12 protein-coding genes are annotated in these 15,755 nt (G+C 72.3%); 5 read left to right on the top strand and 7 right to left on the bottom strand.

Annotated elements, in window-relative coordinates:
* The first annotated feature begins 8 nt into the window (after positions 1-8).
* Complete coding sequence (locus ACSC1Q_RS19885) at positions 9-581, top strand: DUF1707 SHOCT-like domain-containing protein (protein ID WP_436760191.1); 573 nt, start codon at positions 9-11, stop codon at positions 579-581.
* An 83-nt stretch (positions 582-664) separates the two neighbouring features.
* Here ACSC1Q_RS19885 and ACSC1Q_RS19880 read toward each other — a convergent pair whose 3' ends face one another.
* Positions 665-1,885, bottom strand: coding sequence for an MFS transporter (locus tag ACSC1Q_RS19880; RefSeq protein WP_436760190.1), 1,221 nt, complete (start codon positions 1,883-1,885; stop codon positions 665-667).
* 66 nt (positions 1,886-1,951) lie between these two features.
* On the opposite strand from ACSC1Q_RS19880, the gene ACSC1Q_RS19875 reads away from it, so the two are divergent.
* Positions 1,952-2,941 (top strand): ArsR/SmtB family transcription factor, encoded by a 990-nt coding sequence (locus ACSC1Q_RS19875; RefSeq protein WP_436760189.1) that lies wholly within the window; start codon positions 1,952-1,954, stop codon positions 2,939-2,941.
* 150 nt (positions 2,942-3,091) lie between these two features.
* Here the strand turns inward: ACSC1Q_RS19875 and ACSC1Q_RS19870 are convergent, their stop codons facing one another.
* The 3 genes from ACSC1Q_RS19870 to ACSC1Q_RS19860 all read right to left on the bottom strand — a co-directional run bounded on the left by ACSC1Q_RS19870 (position 3,092) and on the right by ACSC1Q_RS19860 (position 8,065).
* Positions 3,092-3,868 carry an SDR family NAD(P)-dependent oxidoreductase gene (locus ACSC1Q_RS19870; RefSeq protein ID WP_436760188.1) on the bottom strand — a complete coding sequence of 259 codons (777 nt, stop codon included), beginning with the start codon at positions 3,866-3,868 and terminating at the stop codon, positions 3,092-3,094.
* 231 nt (positions 3,869-4,099) lie between these two features.
* Positions 4,100-4,876 (bottom strand): AMP-binding protein, encoded by a 777-nt coding sequence (locus tag ACSC1Q_RS19865; protein WP_350969555.1) that lies wholly within the window; start codon positions 4,874-4,876, stop codon positions 4,100-4,102.
* Positions 4,877-5,560: 684 nt separating this feature from the next.
* Positions 5,561-8,065 carry a tetratricopeptide repeat protein gene (locus ACSC1Q_RS19860; protein ID WP_436760187.1) on the bottom strand — a complete coding sequence of 835 codons (2,505 nt, stop codon included), beginning with the start codon at positions 8,063-8,065 and terminating at the stop codon, positions 5,561-5,563.
* Between the two features lie 178 nt (positions 8,066-8,243).
* Here ACSC1Q_RS19860 and ACSC1Q_RS19855 point away from each other — a divergent pair, with 178 nt between their 5' ends.
* Positions 8,244-10,121 (top strand): ABC transporter ATP-binding protein, encoded by a 1,878-nt coding sequence (locus ACSC1Q_RS19855; protein WP_436760186.1) that lies wholly within the window; start codon positions 8,244-8,246, stop codon positions 10,119-10,121.
* A gap of 146 nt (positions 10,122-10,267) precedes the next feature.
* Here the strand turns inward: ACSC1Q_RS19855 and ACSC1Q_RS19850 are convergent, their stop codons facing one another.
* Together ACSC1Q_RS19850 and ACSC1Q_RS19845 are read right to left on the bottom strand one after the other, a co-directional pair.
* Positions 10,268-11,734, bottom strand: a complete 1,467-nt coding sequence (locus ACSC1Q_RS19850; RefSeq protein WP_436760185.1) for a peptidoglycan D,D-transpeptidase FtsI family protein — start codon at positions 11,732-11,734, stop codon at positions 10,268-10,270.
* Positions 11,735-12,028: 294 nt separating this feature from the next.
* The gene (locus ACSC1Q_RS19845) at positions 12,029-12,391 is read right to left on the bottom strand and encodes a MerR family transcriptional regulator (protein ID WP_436760184.1); all 363 of its coding nucleotides are present in this window, start codon (positions 12,389-12,391) and stop codon (positions 12,029-12,031) included.
* Between the two features lie 101 nt (positions 12,392-12,492).
* Here ACSC1Q_RS19845 and ACSC1Q_RS19840 point away from each other — a divergent pair, with 101 nt between their 5' ends.
* Positions 12,493-13,431 (top strand): aldo/keto reductase, encoded by a 939-nt coding sequence (locus ACSC1Q_RS19840; RefSeq protein ID WP_436760183.1) that lies wholly within the window; start codon positions 12,493-12,495, stop codon positions 13,429-13,431.
* A gap of 178 nt (positions 13,432-13,609) precedes the next feature.
* Here the strand turns inward: ACSC1Q_RS19840 and ACSC1Q_RS19835 are convergent, their stop codons facing one another.
* Positions 13,610-14,266: a TetR/AcrR family transcriptional regulator gene (locus ACSC1Q_RS19835; RefSeq protein ID WP_436760182.1), complete on the bottom strand. Its 657-nt coding sequence runs from the start codon at positions 14,264-14,266 to the stop codon at positions 13,610-13,612.
* Positions 14,267-14,336: 70 nt separating this feature from the next.
* Here ACSC1Q_RS19835 and ACSC1Q_RS19830 point away from each other — a divergent pair, with 70 nt between their 5' ends.
* On the top strand, positions 14,337-15,662 hold the full coding sequence (locus ACSC1Q_RS19830; RefSeq protein ID WP_436760181.1) for a GH1 family beta-glucosidase: 1,326 nt from the start codon (positions 14,337-14,339) through the stop codon (positions 15,660-15,662).
* Positions 15,663-15,755 lie beyond the last annotated feature (93 nt).

Raw genomic sequence — 15,755 nt, 5'->3', positions numbered from 1 at the left:
AAAGGCAGATGAGGACGCAGATGGAACCACGGATACGCGTCTCCGACGGAGAGCGCGACAGGGTCGTGCAGCAGCTCCAGCAGGCGTTCGCCGACGGCCGCCTCGGCCCCGGCGAGATGGAGGAACGGCTCGAACGCGCGCTCACGGCGAAGTCCCACGGCGAACTCCTGCCGCTGGTCGCCGACCTGCCGGACGCCCCCGGCCGCCCGGACACCCCGGACGACGTGCTCCGGCTGACGACCACGGGCGGCCGTATCAAGCGGTCGGGCGACTGGCAGGTCCCGCGCCTGCTGTATGTCGAGTCCGAGTACGGCGGGGCGCGGCTCGACCTGTCCGAGGCCGTCGTACGGCATCCGGAGATCGACATCGAGCTCCGGCTCCCCTACGGCTCCGCCACGATCATCCTGCCGCCCGGCGCGACCGCGAACGTCGACGGGGTGCGCACCGGATGGGGCAGCGTGAACTGCTCGGTACCCGGCCGCGCACGTCCGGGCGGGCTGCACGTCCGGATCACCGGAGAGCTCGAATACGGCCGCCTGCGCGTCCGCGCCTCACGCGAATGGTCCGGCCCCCGCCACTGAGCCCCGGCCGGGGACCCCGGGAGCCCCGGGTTCGCGGACCCGGCCCACGGACGGGACCGTACCCGGCCCTCGGGCGAACGTCGTCACGCGGGCCGCCGCGCACCGGCTCTCAGCGACCGGTGCAGGGCGAGAGAGGAGACGACGGTCGCGGCTCCCGTGAGGACGACGGCCATGTGCGGGGAGGTCACCTCGGCGGCGACCCCGACCAGGGCGCCGCCCAGGGCCTGGCCGGTCATCATCCCCGCCGAGGCCAGGCCGAACGCCTGCCCCCTGACCGGTTCGGGCACCGCGTCCACGAACCACCGCTGCAACCCCAGCTGGCAGGCGGTCGACGCCGCCGCGGAGAGCATCACGATCAGCGCGGCCCCGGCGAGCCCCGGCTGGACGGCGAAGGCGAACAGGGGAACGCCCGACACGACCGCGAGGGGGAACGCCAGCCTTTCCCTGCCGGTGGGCGAGACGAACCGGCCGACGACGAAGCTTCCGGCCGCCAGGCCGACGGAGGCGGCGGCGAGCGCGAACCCGGCGGCGTTCCCCAGGTAGGGGACCATCATCGCCTCGGCGCCCACCACGAGCGAGACCGGCAGCCACTGCGCGAGCAGCAGTCCACGCACCCGGGGGTCCGCCAGCAGGGCCCGGTTGACCCGCAGCGTCTCCCGTACGGCCCCCTCCCCCTTCGGGCCCGCGACGCCCGCGTTCCCCTCGTTCCTGGCGGGGAAGTCGGGCAGGCCGTAGCGCAGCACGACGGCCGCCAGGGCGGACAGCGCGGCGGTGACGGCGAGCGCCCCCGTGGGTCCCGCGAGGGCGAGGATGGCGCCGCCCGCCGCCAGGCCGCCGATCTGGGCTCCGGCGGACGTCACGTTCAGCACGGACCTGGCCAGGACGAACGCGTCGCCCGGCAGCAGGTCGGGCAGGAGGGCGGTGCGCGCCGCGCCGAAGACCGGCGAGAACAGCCCGGTGGCCAGGACCAGGGCGAGCATCGCCCAGACGGGCATTCCCGCGAAGGCCAGGAGCAGGCAGGTCACCACCCGCAGCAGCTCACCGGCGACCATCAGCGCACGCGGCCGGATCCGGTCGGCCAGCGAGAGCAGGAACGTCCCGCCGACGATGTACGGGAGGAAGCCCACCATGTACGTCGCCGCCGACAACCCCGGCGAGCCGGTCCGCGCGTAGACCAGCGCCGACAGGGCCAGCATCTTGACCTGGTCCCCCGCCACCAGGAGGGTGAAGCCGCCGAACAGGACACGGAACTCCCGGCTCGCGAAGACCTCCGTATAGGTCGCGCCGCGCTCTTGTGTGGTCATGGAGACGATGCTGGGAGATGCCCGGACGGCTGGCTAAGCTTTCGGGTATATCCGAAAGGTCATCCAGTGGTATTCCGCATCGAGGTCACCCCGCACGACATCATGGCCAGCAGGTTCGCCATCTCCCCGCTCATCGTGACCCACCACGCGCTCTGGATCCTCTCCGGCAGGAGGGAGGCCGGAGAGTGGCGGGCGTGGGCGGGCAGGATGCGGGCGCCGTACGGGAAACTGCTGCGCACGCACCCCGGTCTGGGCGCGATGGTGGCGCTGTTCCGCGAGCGGCACTACAACGCCGACTTCCCCGCGCCGCCGCCGGCCGGGGTGAACACCCCGTTCGAGGCGGAGATCGCGGTGGTGCGCGCCACCCCGGTGGCGCGGGCGCACGACGAGATCGCCAGGAACCTGGAGGGAATGCCGCGCCTCCCGGAGCCCGTCAGGGACGTGCTGTTCTCACCGGACGTCGTAGGGCTGTTCGCCGAGGCGCTCACCGCGATCTGGAAGGAGATCGTCTCCCCCGCGTGGCCGCGTTTCCACGCGATCCTGGAGCGGGACGTGGTCCAGCGGGCGGGCCGCCTGGCGACCTACGGCTGGGCCTCGGCACTCGACGACCTCAACCCCCGGGTCCGGTGGCGTCCCGACGGTGTCATCGAGGTGTTTTCCAAGGGCGATGACGAGACGACCTACCAGCTCGACGGGCGCGGGCTGCTCTTCGTGCCGACCGTGTTCCCCACCGGGATCGGCTCCTACCTGGAGAACCACTGGCCGTACGCGATCAGCTATCCGGCCCGGGGCACCGGCATCCCGCCCGAGACGCCGGACGGCCTGGCCGGGCTGATCGGCAGGACCAGGAGCCGCCTCCTGCTGGAGCTGGCGACCCCGGCGACCACCACCCAGCTCGTGTCCCTGCTGGAGCTGAGCCTGGGCACCGTGGGCGGCCACATCTCCGCCCTGCGCGGGGCGGGCCTGGTCACCGGGAGCCGCACCGGCCGGGGCGTCCTCTACCACCGCACCGCGCTGGGCGACTCCCTGGTCAGCCCCTCGGGCCTGCGCCCCTGAGAAGCCGGAACACCAGAACCGGATTCGGGGAGCACCGCTTCAGGGAGCACCGCTTCAGGGAGCACCGCGGTACCCGGCGGCGCGTAGCCGCGTGGCGATGCCGTCCAGGCCGCGGGGATCGGCCCAGCGGGAGCGCGTCGATCTCCTCCGTCAGTGTGACGGGAGCGGGACGCCGGTCAGTTTGGCGCACGCGTCGAGGAGGCCGTCCTGCACCTCGGGCGATCGCGCGGCGGGGTGGGCGAAACGCGGCTCCTGGTGGTGGAAGTAGCTGCCGGTCACGGTGGCCTCGGGGTCCTGGCTCGTGGCCAGCCACACCTGCGTCACGGGCCCGAGGGAGAGATCGTCGGGCGCGCCCGGCCCTCCCATCTTCGTCGGGACCCAGCCGGGTTCGAGCGCGTTGGACAGCACGTCCGGCCATCGGCGGGCGACCGCGAACGCCAGGACGACGTCCAGCAGCTTGCTGTCGGCGTACGCCCGTGAGCCGTCCCAGTTTCGAGTGCTCCACTGGAGGTCGTCCAGCTTGGGGTCGCCGCCGCGGTGCATGCCGGAGCTGAGGTAGACCAGCCGGGCGGGTGGGGTGATCAGTGCCGTGAGCAGGTACGGGGCGAGCACGTTGACCGCGAACACGTGGGACAGGCCGTCGGCGGTCTCGATCCTGTCCGGTTCCCGGTATCCGACGGCGGCGTTGTGGATGATCGCGTCGTAGCGGTCCCGTTCGTCGGCCTGGGCCGCCACGGACCGCATCCCCTCGATGGTGGTCAGGTCCCCGACGAGGACGGCCTCCGCCTCCGGCAGCGCGTCGCGCGCGTCGTCGGCGCGGGTGTCGTTGCGCGCGTGCAGCGTGACGCCGTGGCCGTCGTGAGCCAGCAGCCGGGCGGCCATGAGCCCGAGGCCGTCGGTGGAGCCGGTGATCAGAATGCGCGCCATGAGAACGATCCCCTTTTGCAGAACATGCTGGTCGTTAACTACCCACGGGACGGGAGCACACGCCGCCGGACGCGAATCGGCCCAGGTGGAACGCCCAGGTCAGCCGCTTTTCCAGGGCTCCGGCGACACGTTGGGACCGCCGTCCCGCGAAGCTCCGGGGACGCGTGGACACCGCCGTCCGTCAGGGATCCGCGAGGCGGCCCGAACACGCCGGGGACCCGGGCGAACGCCTCAGACGCGCTGGACAGCCCCGTCGGACAGTGCCACGACGGTTATGCCGAAGTCGTGGATGGTCGCCGACAGCTCGTCGGGCGAGAGGCCGGGGGCCACGACGACGAGGGAGCCGCGCATCAGGGCCAGCCCGATCAGGGTCGTCATGGCCAGGCTGCACCGCAGGGGCCAGGTCACCAGGAGGACGTCCGACTTCCCCAGCTCGGCGCCCTCGTCGAGCACGTTCATCCGTACGATCAGGTCGTGGTGGGTGAGCACGCCCCCGTCGTCGATCAGGAGGGCGGGCTGCACCGCCGGGTCGAGGAAGGGCAGCGGGACGGGCTCCAGGAGCAGCAGGTCGGCGAAGTCGACGGTGTCACGGGCCTGGCCGAACGCGATCACCTGCCGGACCCGCGAGTCCTCCACGGCCCGCAACGACGCGTCCGCCAGGCGCGGGGTGGTGATGAGCAGCCGCGCGTCCCACTCGGCCAGCAGGTCGGCCATCTCCTCGCATCCGGAGGTGATCGGCGCCGCCACCCCGCCCGCCGCGATGACCGTGTGCACCGCCAGCGTCTGGGCCACCGCGCTGTCGACGTGGATCCCGGCCACCTGGCGCCGCCTGGCACCCCGCCTCACCAGGCCCGAGGCTCCCCGCGTCACCTCCGCGGCCAGCCGGCGGTAGCCGTAGACCACTCCGGCGCCGAGGTCGATCAGGGCGGGCCGGTCACCTCGACCGTGCGCGTAGCCGAACACCGCTTCGGTGAGGGTGCAGCTGGTGGACGGCGAGGTGGGTCTCATGCCGCCGACGGTAGGGCCGCTCGATCCACGCGGGCATCCGCAGATGTATGTAGATGATTGTGTATTCGCCCCTGCCCCTGGCCCCTTGGCCTCCTGCCCCCTGAGGAATGCCCGGCCCACGAGCCCTGTCGCCCGGTTCACGGTCCCGGCGTCCCGGCGTCCCGGCACCTCTCTGAAGCCTCTCGGAGGATCCACGAAACCCGGCGTCCCTTGGACGGTGCCCGGTCCGCGGCCCCCGACGCCGCGACCGGAAGGAGAAACCAGGAGAAGAACCTGGAGAACGCTGGGCGGGCCCGAGCCCTGCGCGACTCGAGCCCGCTGTCACGTGACCCATGGCCCAGGTCCCCACCCCTCCGAGAAGACCTCGGCCATCAACGGGGCCACGCGACGTCCGCAGCGTGCTCGACCGAGACGCCCGGGATGGTGTGGACCTGCCGTCCCGGACCGGAACTGTGACCGGCACGGTGCGGAAGGCTGGACGTCATCGGTCGAACACCAGGAAAACGTACGGTGCGCGGCGGGCGCGACACATGCTCCGGAGTGCGTATCCCGGGATGTATCTTCACACCCGCGAATGTGTATCCCGGAGTATGTAGAACTCACGGGCGCCGGACGAGCCCGTGAAGCCGGGTGAGCGGGCGAGCCGGTCGCTCACCCGGCTAGGAGCGGTCCGGTCGCGCCGGGCTAGGAGCGGTTCTGTTCGATGACCCAGGTGGCGACCTGCGTGCGGGAGGAGAAGCCGAGCTTGGCCAGGATGTTGGCGACGTGCCGGGCCGCGGTGGCGGGGCTGATCACCAGCTCGTCGGCGATGGCCTTGTTGCTCATCCCCCTGGCGATCAGCTCGGCGATCTCCCATTCCCGGCAGGTGAGCGTGGTCATGGGGGCGACGACCTGCTTGCCGAGCAGCAGGGGCGTCTCGTACGGCTCGTCGAACTGCAGCGCGTAGCGGACCGCCTGTTCCTGGGACATCTCCTGGCCGTGCGCCCACAGCTGCGCGACCAGCGCGTCGCCGAGGCGCACCCGGGCGGGCTGGAGCAGCTCCTCCATCCGCGCCCCGAACCCGGGGGGCAGCACGGCGCCGCTCATCGCGCTCCTGATCGCGGCGGAGGCCCCGGCCAGGCGCACCGCCCGGCGGTCGTCCTCCTCGGCGAGCGCGAGCTGCGCGAGCGTCTCGATGCGGCGGGCCACGCCGAGCCGCTGGCCGGTCCCGATGCAGAGCCGCAGGCTCTCGATCAGCCTGCCCCGCGCGGCGGCGAGGTCGCCCTGGGCCAGCGCGATCCGGCCCAGCCCCGACAGGCAGGTGATGGCCTGCCAGTGGGCGGTGATGTCCTGGAGCATGTCGAGGGCGCGCTCGTAGTGGGCGCGGGCCTCCGCCAGGTCGCCGCGGAGCCAGGCGACCTGGGCGAGGCCGATGAGGGCGACCGGCGCGGCCCAGTGGTTGTCGAGCTCGTGGGCGATGGCGAGCGCGGCCTCGAAGGACCGCTGCGACTCCTTCGCCCTGCCCTCGGACAGCGCGAACGTGCCCTCCATGGACCGGATGACCGTCTCGTGCCAGGGGTCGTCGATCGTGCGTACGGCCTCCAGCGCGTCGTCCAGCAGGGACCTGGCCCGCTCGGGGCGCCGCTGGTAGATGGCGACCCAGGCGAGGATGGCGAGCGCGCCGCTGAGCGGTCCGTACAGGCCCGCCTCGCGGCACAGGTCGACCGCGGCGGCGCAGGCGATCTGCGCGGTGTCGGGGTCGCCCTGGCCGAAGGCGACCTGCCCGCGCAGCGCGAGCGCGTCGCCGCGCACGCACGGCGTCAGCTCCTCGGGGGCGGCGTCGAGCAGGCGGTCGAGCCACTTGTCGGCCGGGGTGAACCTGCCCCCGGCGATGATCGGCCAGCGCAGCAGGACGAGGAGGCGCAGCGCGCTCTCGGGGTCGCCCGCGGACTCGACCGACCAGCGCACCGCCGCCCACACGTTGGCCTGGAGCTCGTCCAGCAGGACCAGCATCGGGCAGATCTCGGTCCAGGCCGGGCGGGGCCACCGTACGATCGTCTGGTGGATCCGGGCGGCGAACTCGATCATGTGGTCGCGGTGCAGCCGCCGGAACTCGGGCTCCTCTCCCGAGGCGTCGAGCTGCTCGGTGGCGTACTCGCGGATCGTCTCCAGCATGCGGTAACGGGTCTCGCCGGCCACCTGGGCGTCGGCCAGGACCAGCGACTTGTCGACCAGGTCGCAGAGCACCCCCAGGACGTCCTCCGCCCACAGCGCGTTGCCCGCGCAGACCTGCTCGGCCATGTCGAGCGTCCACCCGCCGGTGAAGACCGCGAGGCGGCGCAGCAGGATCCGCTCGGGCTCGTTGAGCTGCTGGTAGCTCCAATCGACGGTCGCCCTGAGCGTCTGCTGCCTGGCCGGGGCCGTCCTGTCGCCCGCGGACAGCAGCCGGAACCTGTCCCTGATCCTGGCGTTGATCTGCTCCACGGTCAGCACCCTGCACAGGGCGGCGGCGAGCTCGATGGCGAGCGGCATCCCGTCGAGCGCCTCGCAGAGCCCGGCGATGTCGGCCGCGTTCTGCTCGGTGACGGAGAAGGCCCGCGAGGCGGCGGTGGCGCGGTCGGCGAAGAGGCGCACCGCCTCGCTGGTGCCGAGGAAGAGCCGCACGCCCTCACTGGTGCCGAGGTCGTGGCCGTCACTCCTGGGCAGGGTGAGCGGCGGCACCCGCCACACGGTCTCCCCCGCCACCCGGAGCGGCTCGCGGCTGGTCGTGAGCACGCGTACGTCGGGGCAGACGGTGAGCACGGCGCGGCAGAACCGCGCGGACTCCTCGATGAGCGACTCGCAGTTGTCCATCACCAGCAGCAGCCGCCGGTCGCCGAGCGCGTCGATCAGGGTGTCGGCGAGCGCGCGGGACGGCTCTGCCTTGACCCCGAGCACGGCGGCCACCCTGGGCTCGATCTGGTCGCCGCGCACCGCGTCGGCCAGCTCGACCAGCCAGACCCCGCCGGGGAACTCCCCCGCCACCTGGCTCGCGACCCGGACCGCGAGCCTGCTCTTGCCGATGCCGCCCGCCCCGCAGAGCGTCACCACCCGGGCGACGCCCAGCAGGTCGATGAGCTCTTCCACGTCGGCTTCGCGCCCCACGAAACCGTTGGGCTCTAGGGGAAGGTTGCCCCCGGTGAGGGAGGCGTGTGAGGTGTCCTGGGTCATCGGCTCTTAGGAGAGGTCGCGGGTAGAACCGTCACAGAAAGTGTGACATCAATTACCGAACCATGCCCAGTCTTAGGCCTTTTCCGGCCTATGGATTACCCTGCCCCGGCGTGACCGCCCACGGCCATCCGGCGCTCACCCGGTGGCCATCGCCGGTGCGGCGACTCACACTGCTCCCATGACAGACTCCCCCGCCGACCCGGTTCCCGAGATAGGTGAGATCAGCGTCTCCGGCTGGTACGCCCACACCGACAAGATGGCGAAGGTCGGCTTCCTGACCATCGCACGCAGGCTTCCGGCGCTGGTGTCGCAGGCCGTCAGGCTGGCGTGGGCGGCCAGTCCCCGCGACACCGCGGTCGCGATCACCCTGAGCCTGCTGAGCGGGGTGTTCACCGCGTTCGGGCTGCTCGCCACGACCGGGGTGCTGTCGGCGCTGTTCGAGGCGGGGCCGACGCCCGACCGGGTGCGGGCCGCCCTGCCCAGCCTGATCCTGGTGGGGGTGGCCGCGGCCCTGCGCACCCTCACGCAGGCGGGCGCGGGCTGGGCGCAGTCGCGGCTCGAACCCCAGGTGGGCCGGATCGCCGAGGAGCGCCTGTACGGGCTGACCAGCCGGGTCGGCCTCACGGCCTTCGACGACCCCGACTTCCACGACGCGCTCCAGCGGGCCAGGTCGCGCGGGGTCGCCGTCGCGGACGAGGTGGTGGGCACGGCCATCGACACGCTGACCGCGATCATCGGCATCGTCGCCGCGGCGGGCGTGCTGGGGGTGCTCCACCCGGTCCTGCTGCCGCTGCTGGTGCTGGCGGTGCTGCCCGACGCGTGGGCCGCGGTCCGCTCGGCGCGCATGCGCTACACGACGATGTACGCCCTGATCCCGGCCAGGCGCCGCAAGTGGATCATCGCGGAGCTGCTCGCGGACCGCGATCCGGCCGCGGAGGTGCGCTCGTTCACCATGCGCGGCTTCCTGATGCGGATGTACGACGCGGTGGCGACGGCCGAGCAGGCCGTCATGCTCGGCCTGGCCAGGCGGCAGGTCCTCGCACGGGTCGTCGGCGAGGCGCTGGGCGGCGTCGGCACCGCCGTGGTCTACGTCGCCCTGGGCGTGCTGCTCGCGGTGGGCGCGGTGCCCCTGGCGGTCGCGGGCACCGCCGTGCTGGCGATCCGTTCCGGCCAGACCTATCTGGCCAACCTGATGTACGCCACGAACCGCCTCTACGAGGAGGGCCTGTACTTCACCGACTTCCTCGACTTCTGCTCCGAGGCCGAGGGCAGGCTGCCCGCCGGACGCCCGGCGACGGCGCCGGAGAGCTTCGAGCGCATCACCGCCGAGGACGTCGTCTTCACCTATCCGGGCTCGGCCGGACCGGCGCTCCAGGGGCTCACGGTGACCATCGGCAGGGGCGAGGTGATCGCCCTCGTCGGGGAGAACGGCTCGGGCAAGACCACGCTGGCCAAGATCCTGTCGGGGCTGTACGAACCGGACGGCGGCCGGGTCAGCTGGGACGACACGGACCTGGCGGACGTCGACCCCGACGAGCTGCGCGACCGCATCGCGGTCATCGCCCAGGACCACACGCGCTGGCCGCTGACCGCCCGCTACAACATCAGCATGGGCACCGACAAGGGGGAGCCCGCGCTCGTCGCGGCGGCCGAGGTCGCGGGCGCCGACCAGGTGGTGGCCGAGCTGCCGAACGGCTACAGCACCCTGCTCGACCGGCGTTTCAAGGACGGCCACGAGCTGTCCGGCGGCCAGTGGCAGCGGATCGCGGTGGCCCGCGGTTTCCACCGGGACGCCCCGCTGCTCATCTGCGACGAACCCACCGCGGCCCTCGACGCCCGCGCCGAGCACGCCCTGTTCGAACGCATCCGGCGGCACGCCGACGGGCGCACCGTGCTGCTGATCACCCACCGGCTGGCGAGCGTCCGCTACGCCGACCGGATCTACGTCCTCGACCACGGCAGGGTCGTCGAGCACGGCACCCACGACGAGCTCATGACGCTCGACGGCATCTACGCCGACCTCTACGGCCTCCAGGCCAGGGCCTACTCGGCGTGACCCTCCCGGGACCGTCCCGGCGACGGGCATGCTCGGCCTGACGTCTCCGGGACGGTCCCGGCGGCGGTCTCCACGGCGGCCTCGACGACCTCCGCCTGGCCTCCGGGCGGGAGCCTTCCCCGCCCGGTATCGCCCGGGGCCGGGCCCTACTCGGTCTGGCCGCCCAGGAACGCCTCGATGACGGCCCTGGCGACGGGAGCCGCCACCCGCCCGCCGGGCCCGCCGCCCTCGACCAGGACGCCGACGGCGATCCGGGGGGAGACGGCCGGGGCGAAGCAGGTGAAGACCGCGTGGTCCTCGCCCGAGACGGCGTTCTCCGCCATGCCGGTCTTCCCGGCGACCTTCACGCCCCGGACGGCCGCGGCGGCACCGGTCCCTCCCTTCCCGGTGACGGCGATCATCATCTCCGTGAGCCGTTCCGCCTCCTCGGCGCCGAGCGCGCGGCGGTACGGGGAGGGTTCGGTCACGTCGATCACCGTGCCGTCGGCGAGACGGACCTCGTCCACCAGGTGGGGGCGCATCAGCGAGCCGTCGTTGGCCACCGCCGCCGCGATCATCGCGATCATGAGCGGGGTGGCCCGGACGTCGAACTGGCCCAGCGCCGACATCGCGGTCTGCGCGTCGTCCAGCTCGGGCGGATAGACGCTCCTGGCCACCGGCATGGGCACCCGCAGGTCGTCGGTGTCGAACCCGAAGGCCTCGGCCTGCTCGCGCAGCGCGTCCTGGCCGAGGTCGACGCCCATCTTCGCGAAGGGGGTGTCGCACGAGAACCTGAACGCCTGGAGCAGGGGTAGCGCGCCGCCCGAGCAGGCGGCGCCGCCGAGGTTACGCAGGTAGGTGCCGGTGCCGGGGAGGCGGAAGGACTTCGGGGCGCCGACGCGGGTGTCGAGGTCGTAGCGCCCCGAGCCGAGCGCCGCCGCACCGGTGACGATCTTGAAGGTGGATCCCGGCGGGTAGTTCCGCTGGATCGCCCGGTTCAGCAGCGGGTCCCCGGGGTCGCCCCGCAGCCGCTTGTCCACCCGGTCGAGCTTGGCCGCGTCGAAGCTCGTGTAGAGGTTCGGGTCGTACGAGGGCAGGGAGACCATGGCCAGGATCGCGCCGGTGCGCGGATCGATCGCGACGACGGCGCCGGGTTTCCCGGTGGCGCGCAGCGCGTCGTAGGCGGCCCGCTGGGCGCCGCGGTCGACGGTGAGCCTGAGCGTGGCGCCGCCCCTGGTGCCGTCGACCAGCCCGCGCACCTTCACCCGGGGGTCGTTCCCGGACAGCAGGGCCTCCTCGGCCTGCTCGACGCCGCCGGTGCCGTAGAGCGAGAAATGCCCGGTGATCGCCGCGTAGATCGGGCCGCCGGGATAGACCCTGCGGTATCGATACGTGGTGTTCCTGGCCTTGCGGCTGGACGCGACGACGGTTCCGTCGCGGAGCAGGATCCTGCCCCGGGGGCTCTCGAAGCGCGCGATCATCGTCCGCTTGTTGCGCGGGTCCTCGTGGAGCCGTTCGGAGTCCAGGGCCTGGATGTAGGTCACGTTGGCGAGAAGGGCGAACAGCATCCCCCCGCACATCAGCGCGACGTGGCGCAGCGGAATGTCGATCCGGCGCGCGCGCGGTGCGACCATGGCCCCTCCCCGGACACCCGACCTCGATACCGGTTTAACAGCCGGACCGAAAAGGGCACCTCGACCAGGGGCAAAGCCGTCGTACGGCTTCCGAACGGCCATAAGCCCCGGAGCTCGGCGCGGAGGTTCCAGGGCCTGGCACGGAGGCGCCGGGGCTCGGCGCGGAAGCCTCAGGGCTCGGCGCGGGCGCGAACCGGGGCTTGGCGCGGGCACGAACCGCGCGCCGTCCGGTCACCCGGCGAGGCGAGGCGAGCGGGGCGGGGGAAGCCAGCGGGGCTGGGTAGCGCCTGGTCTCTAGTCGACCACCGAGCGGTAGTAAGCGATCTTGTTCCGGATCGCCACCTGCCTCTCGCGCAGGTTCTCGACCTGCTCCTGCACCCGCCGGTCGTGGGCTTCGAGCAGCGCGATGCGGTCGCGGACCGTGTGGTCGCCCGCCCTGGTCATCTCCGCGAAGCGGAGCATTTCCGCGATCGGCATGCCGGTGTCGCGCAGGCAGCGGATCATGCCGAGCCAGCCGACGTCCTCCTGGGTGAACCTGCGCTGCCCGGCCGCGTTGCGGCCGATCGACTCAAGCAGCCCGATCCGCTCGTAGTAACGAAGCGTGTCGAGACTGAAGCCGGTCTCCTCCACCACCTGTCCCGGTGTGTACACACTCACATCAGGCAGCATGTCACCTGGAGCCCCCTCAAGGTCAAATCCTGCCGTTTCCCGATAATCCACTTGCCCTGGAGTCCACTCCAGCATCCAGGGTGGCCTTCATGACACGCATCCCCCTCGCCCTGGGCACCATCCCCTTCGGCACCGTCCTCGACGACAGGGCCGTCTTCGCGATCCTCGACCGGTTCGCCGACGCCGGAGGCGCCCTGCTGGACACCGCGAACAACTACCCGTTCTGGAACGAGGGTGCCACCGGCGACGAGAGCGAGCTGGCCATCGGACGCTGGCTGGCCGCCCGGGGCAACCGTGACCGGATGGTGCTGAGCACCAAGTGCGGCGGACGGCCGACCGTCCCCGGTGACCGGACCCTGGACTCCGCCGAGGGCCTGTCCGCCACGGCGATCGCCGCCGCCGCCGAGGGCAGCCTGCGGAGGCTGGGCACCGATCACGTCGACGTGTACTGGGCGCACATCGAGGACCGCTCCGTTCCCCTGGAGGAGACCCTGGGCGCCTTCGCCGAGCTGGCCGGGGCGGGCAAGGTCCGCGAGATCGGCGCGAGCAACGTGCCGGCCTGGCGCCTGGAGCGCGCCCGCGCCACCTCGCGGGCGAACGGCTGGCCGCTCTACACCAACGTCCAGCTCCGCCACACCTACCTGCGGCCCCGGCCCGGGGTGCGGCTGCCGGAGTCGGGGCACGTGCTGGTCCAGGACGACATGCTCGACTATCTGCGCTCGGAGCCCGGACTGACCCTGTGGGCGTACAACACGCTGATGTTCGGCGCCTACACCCGCGAGGACCGGCCGATCCAGGACATCTACCGTCACCCGGGCACCGAGCGCGGGCTCGCCGTGCTGCGGGAGATCGCGGGCGAGCTGGGCGCGACCGTCAACCAGGTGGTGCTGGCCTGGCTGATCGGCGGCGACGTGACGACGGTCCCGATCGTCGGCGTGAGCTCCCTCGCCCAGCTGGAGGAGGCCCTGGGCGCCCTGGACCTCAAACTCGACGACGAGCACCGCGCCCGCCTGGACGCCGCCCGCTGACGACCCGCCCCGCAACCCGCCCCCCCTCGGACGCCGCCCGTCGGCGGCCCCCGTACCGCACCCGCCCGGACACCGCTCACCGACAACCCGCGTCCGCCCGGACACCACCGTCCGCCGGCGACCCCGTACCACGCCCACCCGGACGGCGCCCGCCCGCAGCCCCCGGCGGCGGGCGCCGTCATTCCTGGGGCAGGTGCGCCGACAGGTAGCGGCGGACCAGGTGCTTGCACTCGACGATCAGCTCGGGGTCACCGTCTGGCAGGGAACGGAAGGCGAGCTTGAGCACCGCGTCGGCGGCCTCGACCGCGACGAAGAGGACCCGGTCGAGCTCGGGGCCGAGCGGGGCGCCGACCAGCTCGACGGTGATCGTGCGGAGCCGGTCGGCCACGATGGCGTTGTTCTCCAGGGCGGCGTCGAGCATGCGGCGGGTCCCCATGAGGATGGGACCGCCGGGCGAGGCGAACACCCCCCCGAAGTCGACGACCGCGAACCCCGGCGTGGACCGTTTCATCGCGACGAACTCGTCGATCGCGAGGTCGACCATCTCCGTCCACTCGGACAACCGCACCTCGGAGAGCCTGGCCGTGACCCGGCCGAGGAACGCCTCCAGATTGCGTAGCGCCAGCGCGCGTACAAGACCCTGTTTGTCGGGAAAAAACTGGTAGAAAGTGCCGATTGGCACCTCTGCGCGGCGCGCGACCTCCTTGGTGGTCAGTGCCTCGTAGCCGACCTCGTCCAGTAACCGCGCGCACTCGTCCAGCATGCGCTCCACCCGTTCCAGGCTGCGGCGCTGAGCGGGTCGGCGGCGAAGCGTTCCCCCGGAGACGTTCGTCATCTCCCCATCATCCCCCACGACTGACCCGGGGGATTAACATGAGCCAGACTCACGCTATTTGGAGGTCGGGATGTTCCTGTGGGGCACGGCAACCGCGTCCTACCAGATCGAGGGCGCCGTCGCCGAAGACGGGCGGGGCATCTCGGTCTGGGACACCTTCACCCGCGAACCCGGCCGCGTCCGCGACGGCGACACCGGAGACGTGGCCTGCGACCACTACCACCGCTGGCCGGAGGACATCGCGCTGATGTCCGGCCTCGGGGTGAACTCCTACCGCTTCTCCATCGCCTGGCCGCGCGTCCAGCCCGACGGGAAGGGCGCGATCAACCAGGCGGGCCTCGACTTCTACGACCGGCTGACCGACGCGCTCCGCGAGAAGGACATCGTCCCCGCCGCCACGCTCTTCCACTGGGACCTGCCCCAGCCCCTGGAGGACGAGGGAGGCTGGCTGAACCGCGACACCGCGTGCCGTTTCGCCGAGTACGCGGCGGCCGTGGCCGACAGGCTCGCCGACCGGATCCCCCTGTGGATCACCCTGAACGAGCCCTTCATCCACATGGTCTTCGGCTACGCCCTGGGCACCCACGCCCCCGGCAGGACCCTGATCCTGGACGCGCTCCCGGCCGCCCACCACCAGCTGCTCGGGCACGGCCTGGCCGTACGGGAGCTCAGGGCGCGCGGCGCGGAGAAGGTCCTGATCACCAACAACTGCACCCCGGTCTGGCCCGCCTCCTCCGGCCCCGCCGACCTGGCCGCCGCCGACGCCTACGACGTCCTGCACAACCGGCTGTTCAACGACCCCGTGCTCCTCGGCGCCTACCCCGACCTGTCCACGTACGGGGTGAGCCTCGACTGCGTCCGCGACGGCGACCTGGAGCTGATCGGCGCCCCCCTCGACGGTCTCGGCATCAACTACTACAACCCCACCCGGATCACCGCGCCCACCGGCGAGGGTCTTCCCTTCGAGGACGCGGGCGTCACCGGCTACCCCACCACCGCCTTCGGCTGGCCCGTCGTCCCGGACGGCCTGCGCGAACTCCTCACCGGCCTCAGGGCCCGGTACGGCGACGCCCTCCCCCCGGTCTACGTCACCGAGAACGGCTGCTCCCAGCCCGACGAGCCCGGCCCCGGGGGCACGGTCGACGACCAGGGCAGGATCGACTTCCTCGACGGCCACATCGGGGCCGTCGAGCGGGCGCGGGCCGAGGGGGTGGACGTGCGCGGCTACTACGTCTGGTCCCTGCTGGACAACTTCGAGTGGGCCGAGGGCTACAGCCAGCGCTTCGGGCTCGTGCACGTCGACTTCCCCACGGGGACGCGCACCCCGAAGGCCTCGTACCACTGGCTGCGCGACCGCATCTCGCGAGGCCTGCCCGGCACGCCCTCCCTGCCGTGACCTGCTGTGATCCGCTGTGACGAACCGCGCGACGCGACGCGGAACGACGGGCCGTAGTCCGAAAGATGTACGGCGGCTTCGGCGTCGCGCAGG

This window comes from Streptosporangium heterodermiicola (genome assembly GCF_051390675.1).
Classification (GTDB): Bacteria; Actinomycetota; Actinomycetes; order Streptosporangiales; family Streptosporangiaceae; genus Streptosporangium.
The sequence above is the reverse complement of the archived record's forward strand: the minus strand, read 5'-3'. Positions and strand labels throughout refer to the sequence as shown.